Genomic DNA, 17,683 nt, shown 5'->3' with positions numbered 1-17,683 from the left:
CAGTCAATTGAGTGTCAACAGGAGTCGTCGCGATGGTTGGATGGGCCGGGTGAGCACAGCCGGAACCAAGGGTGTCCCGCGCCCCGAGCGTGAGCAGCAGATCCTCGACGCCGCCGTCGCCGAGATCGGGCGAGTCGGCTACGCGGGGCTCTCGCCCGCCGAGGTCGCGCAGCGAGCCGGTGTGTCCAAACCGCTGGTGTACACCTATTTCCAGTCCAAGGACGGGCTCTACATCGCCTGCGTCGAGCGCGCGGCCACCGTCATCTACGACGCGATCGAAACCGCCATCACCGGGGCGAGCGGCCTGACCAAGGCCGAGCGGACCCTCGACGCGCTGTTCGTCGCTCTCGCACCGCGTCCGCACGACTGGACCGTCGTCTTCGACCGCTCGCACCCGCACGAGGGTCCGGCCGCCGACGCCGTGCGCGCGGCCCGTCGGCGGATCGCCGCCCAGGCCGCGCGTGGCGTCGCCGACGCGCTCAGCACGCTCGCCCTCACCGACCCCGACGACCTGTCGGCCTTCACCGATGTCTGGATGGGGTCGGTGACCTCGCTGGTGCTGTGGTGGCTGCGCCACCCCGAGCAGACGGCCGCCGAGATGAGCGCGCGCAGCCACCGCCTGATCGGGGCCCTGGTCAACGCGCCGCGCTGACCGTGGCCGCGTCCTCGGGCAGCAGCTCCGCCAGCAGCGGCGCCCACTCGTAGCGCCGTTCGGGGAAGCAGCGGTCGAGCAGGTCCCGCATGATCGACGGGGCGATCGAGGCGCCGGGTGACGCGCCGAGTAGCCCGGCGACGGTGCCGTCGGCGCCGGTCACCAGCTCGGTGCCGAATTCGAGCACACCGCCGCGCTCGCGGTCGGGCTTGATCAGCTGGGCGCGCTGCCCGGCCGGGATCAGTTCCCAGTCGGCCGGGTCGGCGGTCGGATAGAAGCGCTGCAGCTGCTGGAACTTGCGCCGCGGCGAGGCCAGGAGCTCGGTGATCAGGTACCGCACCAGATCCAGATTCCGCAGACCCGCGGCGACCAGCGGCACGATGTTGTGCGGTCGCAGCGTGGTGAACAGGTCGGTCAGTTTTCCGTACCGCAACAGGCGGGTGCTGAAGGTGGCATAGGGGCCGAACAGGAGCGCGGCCGATCCGTCGACCTCGCGGCGGTCCAGGTGCGGCACCGACATCGGCGGGGCGCCGAGCGTGGCCTGGCTGTAGACCTTCGCGCCGTGTTCGGCGACGACTTCGGGATTCGTCGTCCGCAGGAACTGCGCGCCCAGCGGGAACACGCCGTAGCCGCGCACCTCGGGCAGGCCCGCGCGCTGCAGCAGCCGCAGCGCATAGCCGCCCGCGCCGACGAACACGAACCGCGTGCGCACCCGGAAACGCCTGCCGCTGTCGAGGTCCCGGCCGCGCACGGTCCACAGGCCGTCCCTGTCGCGGGTGAGCCCGGTGATCTCGCGGTGCAGCCGGACCGCGTTGCCCGCCGCGGTCATCGTCGACAGCAGCGACCTGGTCAGCGCGCCGAAATCGACATCGGTGCCCGCGGTGTGCCGGGTGGCGGCCATGGCCTCGTCCTCGGCCCGGCCGCGGACCAGCAGCGGCGCCCACTGCGCGATGACGGCGCGGTCCTCGGTGTACTCCATCGTCGCGAAGGCGGGCCGCTCGCGCAGGGTGGCGTAGCGCTGCCGCAGGTAGCTGATGTCGTGGTCGCCGAACACCACGGTGACGTGCGGGGTCGGGGTGGCGAAGGTCGCCGGGTCGAGCTCGCCGCGCTGGGCCAGCGCCGCCCAGAACCGCCGGGTGAGCTGGAACTGCTCGGCGATCCCGGCCGCGCGGTCGCCGTCGCGGGGGTCGGGCATGTAGTTGAGTTCGCAGAGGCCGGAGTGGCCGGTGCCCGCGTTGTTCCAGGGATGGCTGCTCTCGGCAGCGGGCTCGCCGAGCCGTTCGAACAGCGCGATCGACCAATCGGGCGCGAGCGTGCTGAGCAGGGCGCCGAGGGTGGCGGACATGATCCCGCCGCCGATCAGCACCGCGTCGAGAATGTCGTCGCCACCACCGGATATGGGGCGAGGTGTCGTCTCGGTCATCGTCGAACCTCCCGTGAGCTGTGTACCGCCATCGTCACGTGACCGGGAGTGATCCGTCCAATACGAGATTGGTGCGAATATCATCCGAATATGGATGATTCAGGCGACGGGGGAGCGCAGGCGCTCGCGCCGCTGCTGGCGGCGTTCGACGCGGCGGCCGGGGCGGGGCACATCACCAGGGCGGCCCAGCGACTCGGCGTGCCGCAGTCCTCGGTGAGCCGCCGGATCAAGACGCTCGAGCAGACACTCGGGGTGGCGCTGTTCCAGCCGGTCGGGCGCGGGGTGACCCTCACGCCGCAGGGTCGCGAGCTCTACGAACACACCCGCGGCCTGGTGCGCTCCCTCGACGACGCGGTGCGCCGGGTGCGCGCCGACGCCGACCCCGACAGCGGGCTGGTCCGCTTCGGTTTCCCGCTCACCCTGGGCCCGGTGAGCATTCCGTCGCTGCTGGCCCAGTTCCACACCAGGGCGCCGCGGATCCGGCTGCATCTGGTGCAGGCGCACGGGGAGGCGCTGGCCGAGCAGGTGCGCGCGGGTGGGCTGGACCTGGCGGTGATGATCCCGCCGCCCCCGGATCTGCCGACGGTGCCGCTGGGCAGGCAGCGCATCAGCCTGCACGTGGCGCGCACCCATCCGCTGGCCGGGCGCGCCCGGGTCGATCTCGCCGAGCTGGCCGACGCGGCGTTCATCGCCAACCCGCCCAGCTACCAGCTGCGCGCACTGCTCGACAGCTGGTGCGCCACAGCCGGTTTCACGCCACGGGTGCTGTTCGAGATCACCGAGTTCGAGACCCTGCGCGAACTGGTCGCGCTCGGGCTCGGCGTCGCCCTGCTGCCCGCGGCCGAAGTCGCGCACCCCGATCTGGTGGTCGTGCCGATCGACGGCGAACGCGACCGCGAGATCGGCCTGGTCTCGGGAGACCATGGTCCGACACTCGCGGTCGCGCGGCTGCGGGATTTCCTGATCGCGCACACGGCGCGACTCGGGTGGTAGAGCGGATCAGTCCTGGGCGACACCGGCGTCGACGCCACGAGCGGCGAGCCACGGGTGCGGGTCGATCGGGGCGCCGTAGAGCGAGCCGTCCTGGACGTGCACCTCGTAGTGCAGGTGGGGGCCGGTCGACTGGCCACGGTTGCCGACGGTGGCGATGACGTCACCGGCGTTCACGTGCTGACCGGTCTGGACGAGGATCTCGTTGACGTGACCGTAGACGCCGATGGTGCCGTCGTCCTGCAGGATGCGCACCCACAGCCCGAAGCCGGAGGCGGGCCCGGTCTCGATGACGGTACCGTCGGTGACGGAGAAGACCGGCGCGCCGATCGGGTCACCGAAGTCGATGCCGTTGTGCGCGGCTCCCCAGCGGGCACCGAAGTAGGAGGTCAGCCTGCCGTTGACCGGGCGAACGGTCTGCGGGCGCGGCGGCGGAGGCGGGGCAAGGATCGGCAGCGGCGGCAGCGCGAGCGCGACGGCCTCGCGGTGCTCTTCCCACGGGATCGGGGCCGACGCGGGGGTCTCGCCCTGCGGGCCCTGGGCCTCGACGGGGGTGTAGGCGGTGAAGCGGTACGGCGACTGGCCCGCGGTGACGCCTTCGCCCGCGCTGGCGGTGATGCTGGTGTCGGAAACCGGGGTCTCGGACTCGCCGAAGGTGGCAGCCGAGGTTCCCACGAGTGCGGACAGCGCCACCGCACCCGCGACAACGCCTCCCCAGCGACCGGCGAGGGCATCGGAGACTCGAGCGGATAACGGGTTGGTCACGAACATGTTTCGAACGTAGCGAAACCGTGATCTCGACAGCGAATGATGTGGCTGCGATCACGATCGGCTATAACGCCAGTTGATCTATAACGACACCATAACGAATGCGGAAATTCCGAGGAGCGACCGGGGCGAATTCCCAGGAGACAAGATCATTGCCGAACCTCCGCTTCCCGGGGACACTGATTCAGTGGACGCTAACGGAGTTCGGGCCATCACCGCGCTGTCCGACCCCACCAGGCGCGTGATCTTCGAGGCGTTGCCCTCGGGTCCGCGGTCGGTGGGCGACCTCGCCGCGACCGCCGGGATCACCAGCTCGGCGGCCTCCCAGCACCTGCGCGTCCTGCGCGAAGCCCATCTGGTGAGCATGCGCCGCGATGGCAACCGGCACCTCTACTCCCTGGACCCGCGCGGCCTCACCGACGCCCGCGACTATCTCGAGCAGTTCTGGCCCAGCGCGCTGGCCGCGCACGCCGCCGCCCTGCGGGAAGCCGCGGCGGCCGGTCAACCGACCCGGCGGTAACGCAACCGGGTCGATTCGGCCCAGTCCTGCTTGTCCAGCTGCGCGTCGACCGCGGCGATCACCTCGGGCACCCCGATCCGCAGCAGCCCCGGGTCGGGCACCCGGCCGTCGGGGTCGCCCACCTGGCCCGCCCACAGCACCGCATGCCTGCCGAGTAGATGCGCGGGCGGCCCACCGCGCCGCGGCGGCGTCGGGCCGAACAGCAGGACCGTGCGGGTGCCGAACGCCGTCGCCAGATGCGCGACGCCGGTGTCGCCGCTGATCACGAGGGCGGCCTCGGCGACCGTGGCGGCCAGGTCGGTGAGGTTCTGCCTGCCCGCCAGCACCCGGTCGTCGGGCAATCCGGCCTGGGCGGCGACCTGGACCGCGATCTCACGTTCGAACGGGTCGCCGGTCAGCACGACGTCGCGACCCAGCACCAGCAGGTGCCGGACCACCGCCGCGAAACGTTCCGGTGGCCAGCGGCGCGCGGGCGCACCGGCGCCGACGTGCACGACGACGCAGTCGCGGCGGCTGATCGACGCCACCGGCGGCACCAGCCCCAGGTTGCGCCGATCGGCCGCGATGCCCTCCGCTTCCAGCAGCAGACACCATCGATCGACGACATGGGCATCCGGGTCCCAGCGGGGCCCGGCGGGCTTGGGCGAGGCGGGGGAGCGGTGTCCGATGATCCGCGCGGCCCCGGTATCGGCGAGCGCGCGCGCACTCGCGCCGTCGGCGCCGTGCAGGTTCACCGCCAGCTCGGGCGCGGGCCCGTCCCAGATCAACGCGGCCGGATCGGCGGTGGGCACCAGCTCGTCGACCGAGGAGATCAGGTCGACGATCCGCTCCAATCGATGCGGCGCCGCCAGCACGATCTTGCTCCGTGGTTCGGCCCGACGCAGAGCACGCAGAGCCGGGACCGCGGCGAGGACATCACCGAGGCCCCGAGCTTGCAGCACGAGTACAACCGACACCTCCTTGACCTACCCGGGACCTGTGCCGACCAAACGTTCGCGCATGCAACGACGTGGTGGTCGTCACGCGGGCGGGTCCGGGCCTCGGTCGGCGCGTGCCGGGTGATCGCGACACGATCACGGCTCCAGCTAATATCGGGAAAACCAGAGCGGCCGGGCATAACATCTCGTCATGACGACAAATACCGTGCTGGAGAGTCCATTTGCGGCTCTTGCCAAGAAAACCTGGCAAACGATTCTGGTCACCGGCCTCCTCGCGGTGGTCCTCGGCATCATCGTGCTCGTGTGGCCCGGTCCGTCGCTGCTCGTGGCGGGCATTCTGTTCGGTATCTACATGGTTGTCAGCGGCGTCTTCCAGTTGATCGCCGCCTTCACCCATCTGCCCAGCACCAGCTTCCGGGTGCTCTCCTTCATCAGCGGTGTGCTGTCGCTGATCATCGGCATCTTCTGCTTCCGCGACGATCTCACCTCGATTTTCCTGCTCGGGCTGTGGATCGGCATCAGCTGGCTGTTCCGCGGTGTCGCGGTGCTGTTCTCCGCCCTGGCGGACGGGAGTGTGCCCGGCCGCGGCTGGCAGATCTTCTACGGCATCATCAGCGCGATCGCCGGTGTCATCCTGATCGTGTGGCCGATCAATTCGCTGGCGACCCTGACCGTGGTGGTCGGCATCTTCCTGATCGTCATCGGCATCATGGAGATCATCACCTCCTTCGGCGTCCGCAAGGACTCGCACCTGCTGGCGCAGCAGGGGCTGTGACGCCACGGGAAAGTTCGTCGGAAACCGGCCGGTGCCTTCGGGCACCGGCCGGTTTCGGGTGAACTACGCTCGGCATTCATGGAATTCGTTTACAACCTGGTGGTTGTCACCCATCTGCTCGGCATGGCCGCCGTGGTCGGCGGCTTCGCGGCCTCCCGCCCGGTGGTCTCGGAGTTGATGGTGTGGGGAGCGCGGGCCCAGCTCCTCACCGGCCTGATCCTGGCCGGCCTCGCCTCGGCTGTCGATTCGCTGGGCAAGGATCCCGATACCACGAAGCTGGCCGTGAAGCTGGCGATCTCGGTCGCCGTCGTCGCGCTCGCCGAGATGGGCCGCGCCGATGCCAAGCGGGGCAAGCAGATCGACTGGATGACCGACGCCGCCGGCGGCCTGGCGATCGTCAACGTCCTCGTCGCCGCCCTCTGGACCTGAGTTCCTCGGACGCGGGAGCGCACGGCCGGCGGCGGTACCGTCGCGGGATGGAGTTTCTCGGGATCCATCACGTCGCGATCATCGCGACCGACTACGACCGCTCGAAGCGCTTCTACACCGAGACTCTCGGTGGGACGGTGCTCGCCGAGAACTACCGGGCCGATCGGGACTCGTGGAAACTCGACGTCGGGCTGCCGGGCGGGTGCCGGATCGAGCTGTTCTCGTTCCCCGATCCGCCCGCGCGCCCGAGCAGGCCCGAGGCGGCGGGGCTGCGACATCTGGCCTTCGTGGTCGCCGATGTGCCCGCCGCGCTCACCGCGCTGCGGGAACGCGGCGTGCGCACCGAGGAACTGCGCACCGACGAGTACACCGGCAAGCACATGGCCTTCTTCTTCGATCCCGACGACCTGCCGCTCGAGCTGTACGAGGCCTAATCGGCCGCGCGGGCCCGTCGCGTCAATTCGACGGTCGCCGAACGCAGTTCGCCGATCTCCGACAGCGGAGCGGCGTAGCCGACCCGGGTGCGGGCGACCCCGCGCGGCGTCTCGACCCGCAGATCGAGGCCGTAGCGGTCGGCGCGCTCGCAGACGGCGGCGGTCGCGTCGGGGAAGCCGCCGAGCCGGGTGGCCATCGCCAGCAGCGCGTCGGCGTGGTCGGCGTTGAGGTGGGCGATGCCGGGGGCGGCCAGCGGCACGATCGGATCCGGCTGCGCCGCCAGGTATTCCTGGGCCGACGCGGAGTCCATCCGGCCGTAGCCGCCGACCCAGCGCACCCGCTGCACGCGCAGTACCCAGAGGGTGAAGTCGCTGTAATCGATGTAGTACTTCGCGGCCGGGATGGCGGCCAGGTGGGCGGCGCGCGCGGCCTCGGCTTCGGCGCCTTCCGGTCGTTCCACCACGCCGGCCAGGGTGATCCGGGTGCCCGCCAGCGGGTCGGCCGGGATGTCCGGGGTGACGATCGCGATGCTGGCGCGCGGGTCGGCGGCGAGGTTGCGGCCGTGTTCGGCCAGCCGCGAGACGCTCAGGACGGGCGCGCCGTCGAGCAGTCCGTAGGTGATGAACGACGCCCACGGCGCGCCGTCGGCGGTGAGACTGGCCAGGGTGCCGGTATTGGTGGCCGCCGCAATGGTTCTGGCTTCCTCGGCCGCCGAGGGGCGGGCGTCGTTGGCCAGGGGAGCGGTCGGCAGCGGAATGGAGGGTGCGTCGCCGGGGTCGCCGTGGTCGAGAGTCATGGCCACAGCGTATCCACCCGCACCGTCCTGCGGGGCGTGCTCGTCAGCCAGCTGTGCAGCGCCTCGTACACCGCGTCGTGGTTGAGCAGGCTGAAGTGGTTGGCCGCGGGCACGTGCAGGCCGTTGACCACGTCGAAGCCGATCCGGCGGGTCCGGCCACGGCCCGAGCCGCTGCCGGTGAGCACCAGGCCGTCGCCGACGACCCGCCCCAGCGGATGCCGCGGGCTGCGGGTGAGCGTCGCGGTGACGAAGTAGTGCTCGACGCCCGCGATCAACGGGACCTCGCGGACCGCCCGCGCCCGCAGCGCGTCGGTGTCGAGATCGCGCCAGTCCTCGTCGACGAGCGAACCCTGCCGCAGGTCGCGGATCCCCGCGCTGCGCCTGCGCAGCAGCTTGCCGAGCGGCCGGGTCTCGGGCAGCAGGTCGAACGCCGCGGCGGCGTAGTGCGCGATCTGTTCCAGCGGGGCGCCCAGATGTGGAGAGCCGAGGCAGACCACCTGCCGGACCGCGCGTATCCAGGCCTCGTCCGCCGCGTCGGCCAGGTGGCAGGCGCCGCGCGCGACCAGCCCGCCCATCGAGTGGCCGATCAGGCAGATCTCGTGCACCGGCAGCGGCCATGCCGCGACCAGCCGGGCCAGGAGTGCGCTGAGCTGGGCGGCGTTCTCGGAGATGTGCAGGCCGGAGTTGTAGCGCACGAGGACCGGGGTGTAGCCGAGGTCCTCCTCGAGCCGGTCGCCGTAGGTGGGGCGGCCGCCGAGCCGCCAAGCGTGCTCGGTCTCCACGAGCCCGTGCAGCTGCACGACCAGTCGGGTGGTCGGCACGGCGACATGGGCGGCCAGCTGTTCGGGCGCGACGGGCGCGCCGTCGACACGGAAGGTCATGGGGGAGGCCAGGATCGGTGCCTCGTCCTCGAGCGCGTCACCGATCAGACCCTGGAGGGCGGCCAGCACGCCCGCGCCCCAGACGGTCCGTGACGGCGCGGTCACGCCGGGCACCTGGACCGCGCTCGCGACCTCGCCGACCACGAACCCGGTGCCACCGACCACCGCGTATACACCGTCGGTGATCGCGTCGTGCACGACCTTCACCGGATCCGCGGCGGGACCGACCCCGAGCCGCACCGCCGCGAACACGCGGTCGGAGATAGCCCGGTGGATGGCCGCGATGCCGTCCACCGCGCCGACGAATTCGTCGCCCGCCAGGCGCGTGAGTGCCTGTACCTCGGCTTGGGGCTGGGGGAGCTGCTCGGTCACGAGATTGAGAGTACAACTGTGCACTGAAAAATGCCGCAGGTGGGCCCGATTCGGGACGAAGCCCGGCAATCGAGGCCCGCGATACTCACCTGTCACAACTAGGATGCCGATACGTTGATATGCGCATCAAGTCATGTATCTGGATGGACTGACCACGGAGAAAAAGGCAAGGGCGGCGGGGGAGGGGGCCCGCCGCCCTCACGGTGGGCGTCACGGTCGATGCATGATCGCGTACCAGAGCGCGCCCATCGTGCCCAGGACGAACAGCGGTGAGATGACCCAGGTCTCGACCCGGTTGCCGGTCCGCTCGATCAACGGCACCCGGGTCCGCAACGGGAACGGCCACAGCAGGCGGCAGCCGCGATCGGTGAGGCAGTCGCCGAGCAGATGCGCCAGGCAGCCGAGGCCGACGCAGATCGGCAGCCACGCCGGCCGGTCGACGATCCAGTGATCCACCGCGAACGTGCCCGCCGTCGCCAGCACGATCACCGTGCCGTAGGTGCGCAGGCTCTTTCCCGGCGGACACAGGTGCAGCGACCGCACCGCCAGCGCGAGCAGGAAGAACACCAGGCCCAGAGTGAACGGCCGGCCGAGATAATGCTCGCCCGCCCAGGTGGCGCCCACCGCGACGACGACGAACAGCAGGGAGTGGGTACCGTGTCGGTGCCCACCGGAGAGCCAGGAGATCAAGCGGCACAGGTGATGTGACAGCGGGCCCAGCACGTGTGAGATGGTTCCGCTCGGATGATCCGCGTCCGGCAGCAAGGCGGCACCCGCGGTCAGCAGTGTGCCCATGATCAGTTCGGCGATCCCGAATCGTGTTGTATCGCTGTCGAACAGGGGGAAAGCGGCGACCGTGAGCGGGAGCGCCGCGGCGGTTCCCGCCCAGGCCAGCGCGCCGCTGGTCGCGTGTGAATGTCCAAGCACCCCGCAACGTTAGTCGACCTCACTATCTCGACGCATATGCCGAGGACGGCGGGAATGCGGGGTGCGCCAGGATGGTTGGCGCAAGGGACCGCAGCGACGAAAGGACGACGATGAGCGCATTCAACGACCAGGTGATTGCCGAATTCCGGGCCAACGGCGGCCGGGTCGGCGGCATGTTCGAAGGCCGCGACAACATGGTGATCATCACCACGACCGGCGCGAAGTCGGGGCGCGCGATCACCAACCCGCTGGTGTTCCTGCCCGACGGCGACCGGATCGTGCTGATCGCCTCCAACGGCGGCGCCGACAAGCACCCCGCGTGGTACTACAACCTGGTCGCGAACCCGGAGCTGAGCGTCGAGCTGCCGACCGAGACCTTCACGGGCAAAGCCGAACTCGTCGACGACCCGGAACGCACCGCGCTGTTCGACCGGATGGTCGAGATCATGCCGGGCTTCGCGGAGTACCGCGAGAAGACCAGCCGTGAGATCCCCGTGTTCGCGGTGTCGCGGGTGAGTTAGGCGCGGGCTCGAGCCGAATCCTTGCCGGGGCGGGTGAGCTGCTGGTTTCATCGCCTCCGTGACCGAAACCACCGACGCGCCCCGTATCGTGCACGCCTCCCGCGAGATCGCGGCGAGCGCCGCCGCCCTCTTCGAACTGATCGCCGACCCCGCCCAGCAGCCGCGCTGGGACGGCAACGACAATCTCGCCGAAGCGGCGGCGGGCCAGCGGGTCACCGCCGTCGGTGACGTGTTCACCACGACGCTGACCAACGGCGTCGACCGCGACAACCACATCGTCGAGTTCGAGGAGGGCCGCCGCATCGCGTGGAATCCGTCCGAGCGCGGCAAGACCCCGCCCGGGCACCTGTGGCGCTGGGAGCTGGAGCCGATCGACGACGCCACCACCCGGGTGACCCATACCTACGACTGGACCGAGCTGCACGACGAGCTGCGTCAGGTCAGGGCCGCGGCCACCACCTCGGACAAGCTGCGGGCCTCGGTGGACCGGCTGGCCGAGGTCGCCGAGTCGGCCTGATCGCCCCCACCCCGACAACGAAACACCCCGCGACCCGAGCGAGTCGCGGGGTGTTTCGCGGAGCGGTCAGGCCAGGTCGAACCGATCCAGGTTGCTCACCTTGGTCCACGCGGCGACGAAGTCGCGCACGAACTTCTCCTTCGCGTCGTCGGTCGCGTAGACCTCGGCCAGCGCGCGCAGCTGCGAGTTCGCGCCGAATACCAGGTCGACGCGGCTACCGGTCCAGGTGACCGCGCCGGTCGCGGTGTCCTTGCCCTCGTAGACGTTGTCGTCCGACGCCGACGGCGTCCACTCGGTGCCCATGTCCAGCAGGTTGACGAAGTAGTCGTTCGTCAGCGCGCCGGGCGTCGTGGTGAGCACGCCGACCGGCGACTGCTGGTAGTTCACGCCGATCACGCGCAGACCACCGATCAGCACCGTCATCTCCGGCGCGCTCAGGGTGAGCAGGTTGGCCTTGTCGACGAGCAGGTACTCGGCCGGGATGCGGGCGTCCTTGGCCAGGTAGTTGCGGAAGCCGTCGGCCTGGGGCTCGAGCGCCGAGAAGGACTCGACGTCGGTCTGCTCCTGGGTGGCGTCGGTGCGTCCCGGTGTGAACGGCACCGTCACCGCGTGACCGCCGGCCTGGGCGGCCTGTTCGACACCGACCGCGCCGCCGAGCACGACCAGATCGGCGAACGACACCTGGGCGCCGCCCGCGGCGTTGAACGACTCCTGGATGCCTTCGAGGGTGCGCACCACCTGCGCGAGCTCGTCGGGCTGGTTGACCTCCCAGCCCGCCTGGGGCTGCAGTCGCAGGCGACCACCGTTGGCGCCGCCGCGCTTGTCGCTGCCACGGAACGACGAGGCCGCCGCCCAGGCTGTCGACACCAGCTGCGCGACCGTCAGCCCCGAGGCCTGGATGTGGCTCTTGAGGGTGGCGATCTCGGTGTCACCGATCAGCGGGCCGGTGTGCGCGGGGACCGGGTCCTGCCACAGCAGTTCCTCGGCCGGGACCAGTGGGCCGAGATAGCGCACGACCGGACCCATGTCGCGGTGGGTGAGCTTGTACCAGGCGCGCGCGAACGCGTCGGTGAGTTCGGCCGGGTTCGCCAGCCAGCGCCGGGTGATCTGCTCGTAGATCGGGTCGAAACGCAGCGACAGGTCGGTGGTCAGCATGACCGGGGTGCGCTTCTTGGTGGCATCGAACGGATCGGGCACCGTGTCAGCGCCCGCGCCGTCCTTCGGGATCCACTGGTGGGCACCCGCCGGGCTCTTGCTGAGCTCCCACTCGTAGCCGTAGAGGGTCTCCAGGAAGTTGTTGTCCCAGGTGATCGGCGTGCTGTTCCAGATGCCTTCCAGGCCACTGGTGATCGCGTCGGCGCCCGCTCCGGTGCCGAAGCTGCTCTTCCAGCCCAGCCCCTGCTGCTCGAGCGGCGCGGCCTCGGGCTCGGGGCCGACGAGGTCGGCGGGTCCGGCGCCGTGGGTCTTGCCGAAGGTGTGCCCGCCCACGATCAGCGCGGCGGTCTCCTCGTCGTTCATCGCCATCCGGGCGAAGGTCTCGCGGATGTCGATCGCGGCCTTGACCGGATCCGGATTGCCGTTGGGGCCTTCCGGATTCACGTAGATCAGGCCCATCTGGACCGCGGCGAGCGGACGCTCGAGGTTGCGCTCGCCGGTGTAGCGCTCGTCGCCGAGCCAGGTGCTCTCCGGACCCCAGTACACGTCCTCCTCCGGCTCCCACGCGTCGACGCGACCGCCGCCGAAACCGAAGGTGGGGAAGCCCATCGACTCGAGCGCGACATTGCCGGCGTAGACGATGAGGTCGGCCCAGGACAGCTTCTTGCCGTACTTCTTCTTGACCGGCCACAGCAGCCGCCGGGCCTTGTCCAGGCTGGCGTTGTCGGGCCAGCTGTTGAGCGGGGCGAAGCGCTGCATGCCCGAGCCGGCGCCGCCGCGGCCGTCGCCGACCCGGTAGGTGCCGGCCGAATGCCACGCCATCCGGATGAAGAACGGGCCGTAGTGGCCGAAGTCGGCGGGCCACCAGGGCTGGGAGGTCGTCATGACCTGCTCGATGTCCTGCTTCACCGCGGCCAGATCGAGGGTCGAGAACTCGGCCGCGTAGTCGAAGTCGGCGTCCATCGGGTTCGCCACCGGCGGATTCTTCTGCAGGATCGTGAGATTGAGCTGATGCGGCCACCAGTCACGGTTGCTGCCACGGGCGTCGGCGGAGGCGAACGGGCGCGCCGACGTCACGGGGCAGCCATTGTCACCGGGTTCCGTATTGGCTTCCGCGATAGGTGGATGTTCCTCGGGCACGGTGAATCCTTTCAGGAGAGTGATGGTGAAGTCGTGCAGTCGGGGCAGCGGCCCCAGTAGATGACTTCGGCTTCGTCGACGACGAAACCGGTGTCAGCGGCAGCGGTCAGACACGGCGCATCGCCGACTGCGCAGTCGACATCGACAATCACGCCACAGGATCGGCAGACGAGGTGATGATGGTTGTCGCCGACGCGGGTCTCGTACCGGGCGACGGTGCCCATGGGCTGGATTCGCCGCAGCAGGCCCGCGGTGGTGAGGACGCGCAGGACGTCGTACACCGCCTGGTGGCTCACCGCGCCGAGGGTGTCCCTGACCCGGCTCAGGATGGTGTCGGTATCGGCGTGCGGATGCTGGTGCACGGTGGTGAGCACCGCCAGACGCGGCGCTGTGACGCGCAGCGACGCCGCGCGGAGCATGCGCTCGAAGTCCGATGTGGTGGACACATTCCAGATTATTACTCGTTCCAGATGGCAGCGGAAGCGTTTCCGGCCAAGTGGCCTGGACCACATCGTGGTGGTTCCGGTCGGCGGCGCGGGGGCCGTAGCAGCGGTGACGGGAACAGGAACCGGGGCCGCCCCCCGGTCGACCCTGGTGCTAGGTGGTCACCGGGGTGCGGGTGGCGCGTTCGATGAGGTACTCGACCAGATGGGTGAGTACCGCCTTGGCCGAGGGCCGGTCGCGGGCGTCGCAGAGCACCACGGGAGTGTTCGGGTCGAGGTCGAGCGCGTCGCGCACCTCGTCGACGGTGTAGCGCGGCGCGCCCTCGAAGCAGTTCACCGCGATCAGGAACGGCAGCCCGCGCCGCTCGAAGAAGTCCACCGCCGCGAACGAATTGCTCAGCCTGCGGGTGTCGGCCAGCACGATCGCGCCGAGCGCGCCGCGGCACAGCTCGTCCCAGAGGAACCAGAACCGGTCCTGGCCCGGGGTGCCGAACAGGTACAGCACGAGGTCGCGGTCGATGGTGATGCGGCCGAAGTCCAGCGCGACCGTGGTCGTGGACTTCTGTTCCACCCCCGACAGGTCGTCGACGCCGGTGCTGACCTCGGTGATCAGCTCCTCGGTGCGCAACGGCGCGATCTCGCTGATCGAGGAGACCATGGTGGTCTTGCCGACGCCGAAGCCGCCGGCGATGAGGATCTTCACCGAGGCGGCCAGATGCTGCCCGCCCGGTGCCGTGGGGTCAAAGTTTTCGGATGCCATCCAGAACCGCTCGCAATACGTTGAGGTCTCCGGCACCGGCCTCGGCCGTCGCAGGAGCCCGGAAGATGAGGTGGCCCTCGCCGATGAGATCACCGACGAGGATCTTGGTCACCGCCAGAGGAAGTTTCAGCACGGCCGAGACCTCGGCCACCGACTGCGCGCGCTTGCACAACTGTGCGATCGTCGCGTATTCGGGTTCCGGTCGCCGCAGGGTGGGGGCGGGGTGTACGGCCACCACCACCGTGAGCATGTCCAGGTCGTGCGCCGCACCCATGGTGCGGCCGCGGGTCACCGCGTACGGGCGGACCAGGGGTCCGGCCGCGTCGTCGAACCACGGATCGCCGAGTCGAGTCATGGTGCTGCTTCCTATAGCTCCGCCAGTCCGTGCCGCGGCTCGGTCGACAGGTAACTGCCGACCCGCTGCACGGTGAGGTTCATTTCATAGGCGACCATGCCGAGGTTCGCCGACTCGTTGGCCTGCAGCGCCAGGCACGCGTTGTCGCCCGCCGAGGTGACGAACAGGACGGCGCGGTCGAGCTCGATCACCGCTTGCCGCACACCACCGCCGTCGAATCGGCTGCCCGCGCTGCGCGCGAGTCCGTAGAGGGTCGACGACATGGCGGCGAAGTGTTCGGCATCCTCGCGGTTCATCTGCGAGGAGCGTCCGAGCAGCAGCCCGTCGGTGGACAGCACGACCGCGTAGCGGACCCCCGCCAGCCGGTCGACGAGATCGTCGAGCAACCAGTTGAGATCACCGGGGTGGGAAGAGTTCACCTCAGCCTTCCTGTTCATCCTGATTCGATGTGGACAGTGGTTTGCGGCCCTGCCGGGTGCCGTTCTCGATCGCGGACATGATGTCGCGCGCCTGTTCGGCCGAGCGCGGCCGCTCCGGCGTACGCGGCGGCTCGGCGGCAGCCGGCTCCTCGGTGAGTTCGGGCGCCAGGTTGGTCTGGCGCTGACGCCGCGGCAGGGCCGGGCGCTCGTCGGAGCCGTGGGCCGGTACCTCGGGCGGTTCGGGCGCGGGCGCCACCGGGCGCGGCGGCGTGGGCGGTTCGGCGACCAGGGTGGCCACCGCGGTCGGCGCGGGCGCCGACTCGATGGCGGCGATCGGGGCGGGCTCGGGCGCGGGCGCGGGCAGACCGCGACGCAGCGGACCGGTGGTGGCCGGCGGCATCATCGAGGTGTCGGAGTCGCCGGCCAGCAGCGACAGCGGAATGAGCACGATCGCGCGGATACCGCCGTAGTCGGATTCGCTGAGCCGCACCGAGACACCGTGCGAGGTCGACAGCCGGGCGACGACGAACAGACCGAGGCGCGAATCCGAGGACAGCGTGCCGACACCGAAGTCCGGCGGATCGGCCAGCATGTCGTTGTAGCGGGCCAGGTCCTCGGGGCTCATGCCCATGCCCTGGTCGGTGATCTCGATGACCACGCCCTTGCCGACGATGTTGCCACCCGCCTCGACTCGCGACTGCGGCGGGGAGAACGCGGTCGCGTTGTCGACGAGCTCGGCGAGCAGGTGCACGAGGTCGGCCACGACGGTGCCGACGACCTCGACCTCGGGCAGCTTGGTGACGCGCACCCGGGCGTAGTCGAGCGTCTCGCCGATGGCGCTGCGCACGACGTCCATCACCGGAACCGGCTTGCGCCACTGACGTCCGGGCCTGCCGCCGCCCAGGATGATCAGGTTCTCGGCGTTGCGGCGTTCGCGGGTGGCCAGGTGGTCGAGCCGGAACAGGGTCTCCAGCAGCGCCGGATCCTCCTGCCTGCGTTCGGCCTCGTCGAGGATCTCGAGCTGGCGGTGGACCACGATCTGGCTGCGGTGGGCGATATTGAGGAACACCGCGCGCACACCCTCGCGGGTGCGGGCCTCGTCGACGGCGGCGCGCAGCGCGGCCGAGGCGGCGTGCTCGAAGGCCTGGGCGACCTGGCCGATCTCGTCCCTGCCGAAGTCCAGCGTGGGGGAGGTCTGCGCGGCGTCGATGTCGCCGCCCTCGCGCAGCGCGCGCATGGTGGCGGGCAGCTGTTCGTCGGCGAGGGCGAGGGTTTCGGTGCGCAGCCTGCGCAGGCGGCGGATGATCCGGTTGGCCAGGATCACCGCGACCAGGAACACCAGCACACTGAGCGCGAGCACGCCGCCACCGGCCAGGGCCGCGTTGACCTCGGCGCGGTGCGCGGTGTCCTCGGCGAGCTTCTGGACGTGGCGGTTGTGCGTGCTGTACGCGTCGAGCATGGCCCGGTTGACTTCGGCTGCCGCGCTCTGCCATTCGGGTGAGGACAGCGGCAGCGCGGCGGGCGTCTGCTTGGTCGAGGTGCTCGAGCTGCCGGTGGTCTGCGCGGCCGCCGCCGCGAAACGCTGCACGAGGGCCGACTCCATCGCGCTCAGTTGCCCCCACTGCGAGGACGACATCAGCGCGGTGATCGCGGTGCGCTGGGCTTCGTCGAGTTCGGCGGCGACGTTGGCGACTTCGTTGTGATAGAAGCCGCTCTGCTTGACGAACTCGTCGAGCGGAATGCTGGTGGGCCCACCGGCGGCCACCATCGACAGCGCCAGGGCGTTGCTGCGCGACATCGCCTCGGCGGCGTTGAGCAGGCGCATGCCCTCGCCCACGCCCGCGGCGACCACGGCGTCGGGGGCGGCGCGCTCGGCGACCTTGGTGCCCTGGGTGAACACGTCGAGCAGCTTGTTGTAGAACATGTACGCGTCGGAGGCGGGCAGCAGGCCCGCGTCGGCGCCGCCGCGCACCCCGGCCAGATGCGTACCGAGAGTGTTGAATCCGCCCTTGTCGTCGCCGATGTTGGAATCGTCGACCTTGCGGATGCCCTCGGAGACCTCGATCAGACCCCGGAAGGCGGCGTCGAGCCGGGTCCGGGCGGGCGCGAGGGCGAGCTGGGCGGTCTCGTCACCGGCCAGGTGGGCCAGGGTGAGCTGGCGTTCGGATTGGACGGCCTCGATGAGCTCGCGCGTGTAGGGCACGGCCGCTTGCATTTCCGAGGCCCAGGTCTTGGCCTTGTTGCTCTCGTCGACCAGGTAGCCCGCCGTTCCGACGCCGACCACCACCAGCGTGAGACTGGGGATGAGAGCGATCGCCAGAATCCGGGTTCGAACACCGAGTCTCGCTAAGAACATCGCCATAACGTAACGGAATCGTTGCAGTCTTGACCTGCGTGTCTCGCTGAGCGAGACGCGATTTGGTTTGTGCGGGAACGTCTTTGCTAGGGGCGGACCGGCACGGGGGAT

20 protein-coding genes are annotated in these 17,683 nt (G+C 70.1%); 8 read left to right on the top strand and 12 right to left on the bottom strand.

What is annotated here, in order from left to right:
* The first annotated feature begins 49 nt into the window (after window positions 1-49).
* Entirely contained in the window at window positions 50-652 is a 603-nt protein-coding gene (locus tag Q7X29_RS20735; RefSeq protein ID WP_218722334.1) for a TetR/AcrR family transcriptional regulator, read from the top strand.
* On the opposite strand, the gene mqo is transcribed toward Q7X29_RS20735, so the two are convergent.
* Complete coding sequence (gene mqo, locus Q7X29_RS20730) at window positions 636-2,075, bottom strand: malate dehydrogenase (quinone) (RefSeq protein WP_316575118.1); 1,440 nt, start codon at window positions 2,073-2,075, stop codon at window positions 636-638. The genes Q7X29_RS20735 and mqo overlap by 17 nt on opposite strands.
* 90 nt (window positions 2,076-2,165) lie before the next feature.
* Between mqo and Q7X29_RS20725 the strand changes: the two genes are divergently transcribed.
* Window positions 2,166-3,068 carry a LysR family transcriptional regulator gene (locus tag Q7X29_RS20725; RefSeq protein ID WP_316575117.1) on the top strand — a complete coding sequence of 301 codons (903 nt, stop codon included), beginning with the start codon at window positions 2,166-2,168 and terminating at the stop codon, window positions 3,066-3,068.
* A gap of 6 nt (window positions 3,069-3,074) precedes the next feature.
* On the opposite strand, the gene Q7X29_RS20720 is transcribed toward Q7X29_RS20725, so the two are convergent.
* Entirely contained in the window at window positions 3,075-3,836 is a 762-nt protein-coding gene (locus Q7X29_RS20720; RefSeq protein ID WP_218722337.1) for a M23 family metallopeptidase, read from the bottom strand.
* A 184-nt stretch (window positions 3,837-4,020) separates the two neighbouring features.
* Between Q7X29_RS20720 and Q7X29_RS20715 the strand changes: the two genes are divergently transcribed.
* Window positions 4,021-4,353: an ArsR/SmtB family transcription factor gene (locus Q7X29_RS20715; protein ID WP_316575116.1), complete on the top strand. Its 333-nt coding sequence runs from the start codon at window positions 4,021-4,023 to the stop codon at window positions 4,351-4,353.
* Here the strand turns inward: Q7X29_RS20715 and Q7X29_RS20710 are convergent.
* On the bottom strand, window positions 4,335-5,309 hold the full coding sequence (locus Q7X29_RS20710) for a glycosyltransferase family 9 protein (protein WP_218722339.1): 975 nt from the start codon (window positions 5,307-5,309) through the stop codon (window positions 4,335-4,337). The genes Q7X29_RS20715 and Q7X29_RS20710 overlap by 19 nt on opposite strands.
* Before the next feature lie 172 nt (window positions 5,310-5,481).
* Here Q7X29_RS20710 and Q7X29_RS20705 point away from each other — a divergent pair, with 172 nt between their 5' ends.
* From Q7X29_RS20705 to gloA2, 3 genes are all read left to right on the top strand, one after another.
* Complete coding sequence (locus Q7X29_RS20705) at window positions 5,482-6,066, top strand: HdeD family acid-resistance protein (protein WP_218722340.1); 585 nt, start codon at window positions 5,482-5,484, stop codon at window positions 6,064-6,066.
* 78 nt (window positions 6,067-6,144) lie between these two features.
* Window positions 6,145-6,495 carry a hypothetical protein gene (locus Q7X29_RS20700; protein ID WP_218722341.1) on the top strand — a complete coding sequence of 117 codons (351 nt, stop codon included), beginning with the start codon at window positions 6,145-6,147 and terminating at the stop codon, window positions 6,493-6,495.
* A 47-nt stretch (window positions 6,496-6,542) separates the two neighbouring features.
* Complete coding sequence (gene gloA2 / locus Q7X29_RS20695; protein ID WP_218722342.1) at window positions 6,543-6,929, top strand: SMU1112c/YaeR family gloxylase I-like metalloprotein; 387 nt, start codon at window positions 6,543-6,545, stop codon at window positions 6,927-6,929.
* On the opposite strand, the gene Q7X29_RS20690 is transcribed toward gloA2, so the two are convergent.
* The 3 genes from Q7X29_RS20690 to Q7X29_RS20680 form a co-directional block, all read right to left on the bottom strand.
* Window positions 6,926-7,726 carry a HugZ family pyridoxamine 5'-phosphate oxidase gene (locus Q7X29_RS20690; RefSeq protein WP_316575115.1) on the bottom strand — a complete coding sequence of 267 codons (801 nt, stop codon included), beginning with the start codon at window positions 7,724-7,726 and terminating at the stop codon, window positions 6,926-6,928. The two genes, gloA2 and Q7X29_RS20690, sit on opposite strands and share 4 nt — an antisense overlap.
* The gene (locus Q7X29_RS20685; RefSeq protein WP_316575114.1) at window positions 7,723-8,979 is read right to left on the bottom strand and encodes a lipase family alpha/beta hydrolase; all 1,257 of its coding nucleotides are present in this window, start codon (window positions 8,977-8,979) and stop codon (window positions 7,723-7,725) included. The genes Q7X29_RS20690 and Q7X29_RS20685 overlap by 4 nt, the downstream gene beginning before the upstream one ends.
* A gap of 210 nt (window positions 8,980-9,189) precedes the next feature.
* On the bottom strand, window positions 9,190-9,906 hold the full coding sequence (locus tag Q7X29_RS20680; protein WP_218722345.1) for a metal-dependent hydrolase: 717 nt from the start codon (window positions 9,904-9,906) through the stop codon (window positions 9,190-9,192).
* Between the two features lie 110 nt (window positions 9,907-10,016).
* On the opposite strand from Q7X29_RS20680, the gene Q7X29_RS20675 reads away from it, so the two are divergent.
* Together Q7X29_RS20675 and Q7X29_RS20670 are read left to right on the top strand one after the other, a co-directional pair.
* Entirely contained in the window at window positions 10,017-10,427 is a 411-nt protein-coding gene (locus Q7X29_RS20675) for a nitroreductase family deazaflavin-dependent oxidoreductase (RefSeq protein WP_218722346.1), read from the top strand.
* 58 nt (window positions 10,428-10,485) lie between these two features.
* Window positions 10,486-10,944, top strand: coding sequence for an SRPBCC family protein (locus Q7X29_RS20670; protein WP_316575113.1), 459 nt, complete (start codon window positions 10,486-10,488; stop codon window positions 10,942-10,944).
* A 66-nt stretch (window positions 10,945-11,010) separates the two neighbouring features.
* On the opposite strand, the gene katG is transcribed toward Q7X29_RS20670, so the two are convergent.
* The 6 genes from katG to Q7X29_RS20640 form a co-directional block, all read right to left on the bottom strand.
* The gene (gene katG, locus Q7X29_RS20665; protein ID WP_218722348.1) at window positions 11,011-13,239 is read right to left on the bottom strand and encodes a catalase/peroxidase HPI; all 2,229 of its coding nucleotides are present in this window, start codon (window positions 13,237-13,239) and stop codon (window positions 11,011-11,013) included.
* A gap of 11 nt (window positions 13,240-13,250) precedes the next feature.
* Complete coding sequence (locus Q7X29_RS20660) at window positions 13,251-13,685, bottom strand: Fur family transcriptional regulator (RefSeq protein ID WP_218722349.1); 435 nt, start codon at window positions 13,683-13,685, stop codon at window positions 13,251-13,253.
* Window positions 13,686-13,836: 151 nt separating this feature from the next.
* A complete protein-coding gene (locus Q7X29_RS20655; protein WP_218722350.1) occupies window positions 13,837-14,442 on the bottom strand; it encodes a GTP-binding protein in 606 nt (201 codons plus the stop codon).
* Window positions 14,423-14,797 (bottom strand): DUF742 domain-containing protein, encoded by a 375-nt coding sequence (locus Q7X29_RS20650; protein WP_218722351.1) that lies wholly within the window; start codon window positions 14,795-14,797, stop codon window positions 14,423-14,425. The genes Q7X29_RS20655 and Q7X29_RS20650 overlap by 20 nt, the downstream gene beginning before the upstream one ends.
* 11 nt (window positions 14,798-14,808) lie before the next feature.
* The gene (locus Q7X29_RS20645; protein WP_218722352.1) at window positions 14,809-15,216 is read right to left on the bottom strand and encodes a roadblock/LC7 domain-containing protein; all 408 of its coding nucleotides are present in this window, start codon (window positions 15,214-15,216) and stop codon (window positions 14,809-14,811) included.
* A 1-nt stretch (window position 15,217) separates the two neighbouring features.
* Window positions 15,218-17,578, bottom strand: a complete 2,361-nt coding sequence (locus tag Q7X29_RS20640) for a sensor histidine kinase (protein ID WP_449411946.1) — start codon at window positions 17,576-17,578, stop codon at window positions 15,218-15,220.
* Between the last annotated feature and the right edge of the window lie 105 nt (window positions 17,579-17,683).

The organism is Nocardia canadensis (assembly GCF_032656385.1).
GTDB classification, from domain to species: Bacteria; Actinomycetota; Actinomycetes; order Mycobacteriales; family Mycobacteriaceae; genus Nocardia; species Nocardia canadensis.
The sequence above is the reverse complement of the archived record's forward strand: the minus strand, read 5'-3'. Positions and strand labels throughout refer to the sequence as shown.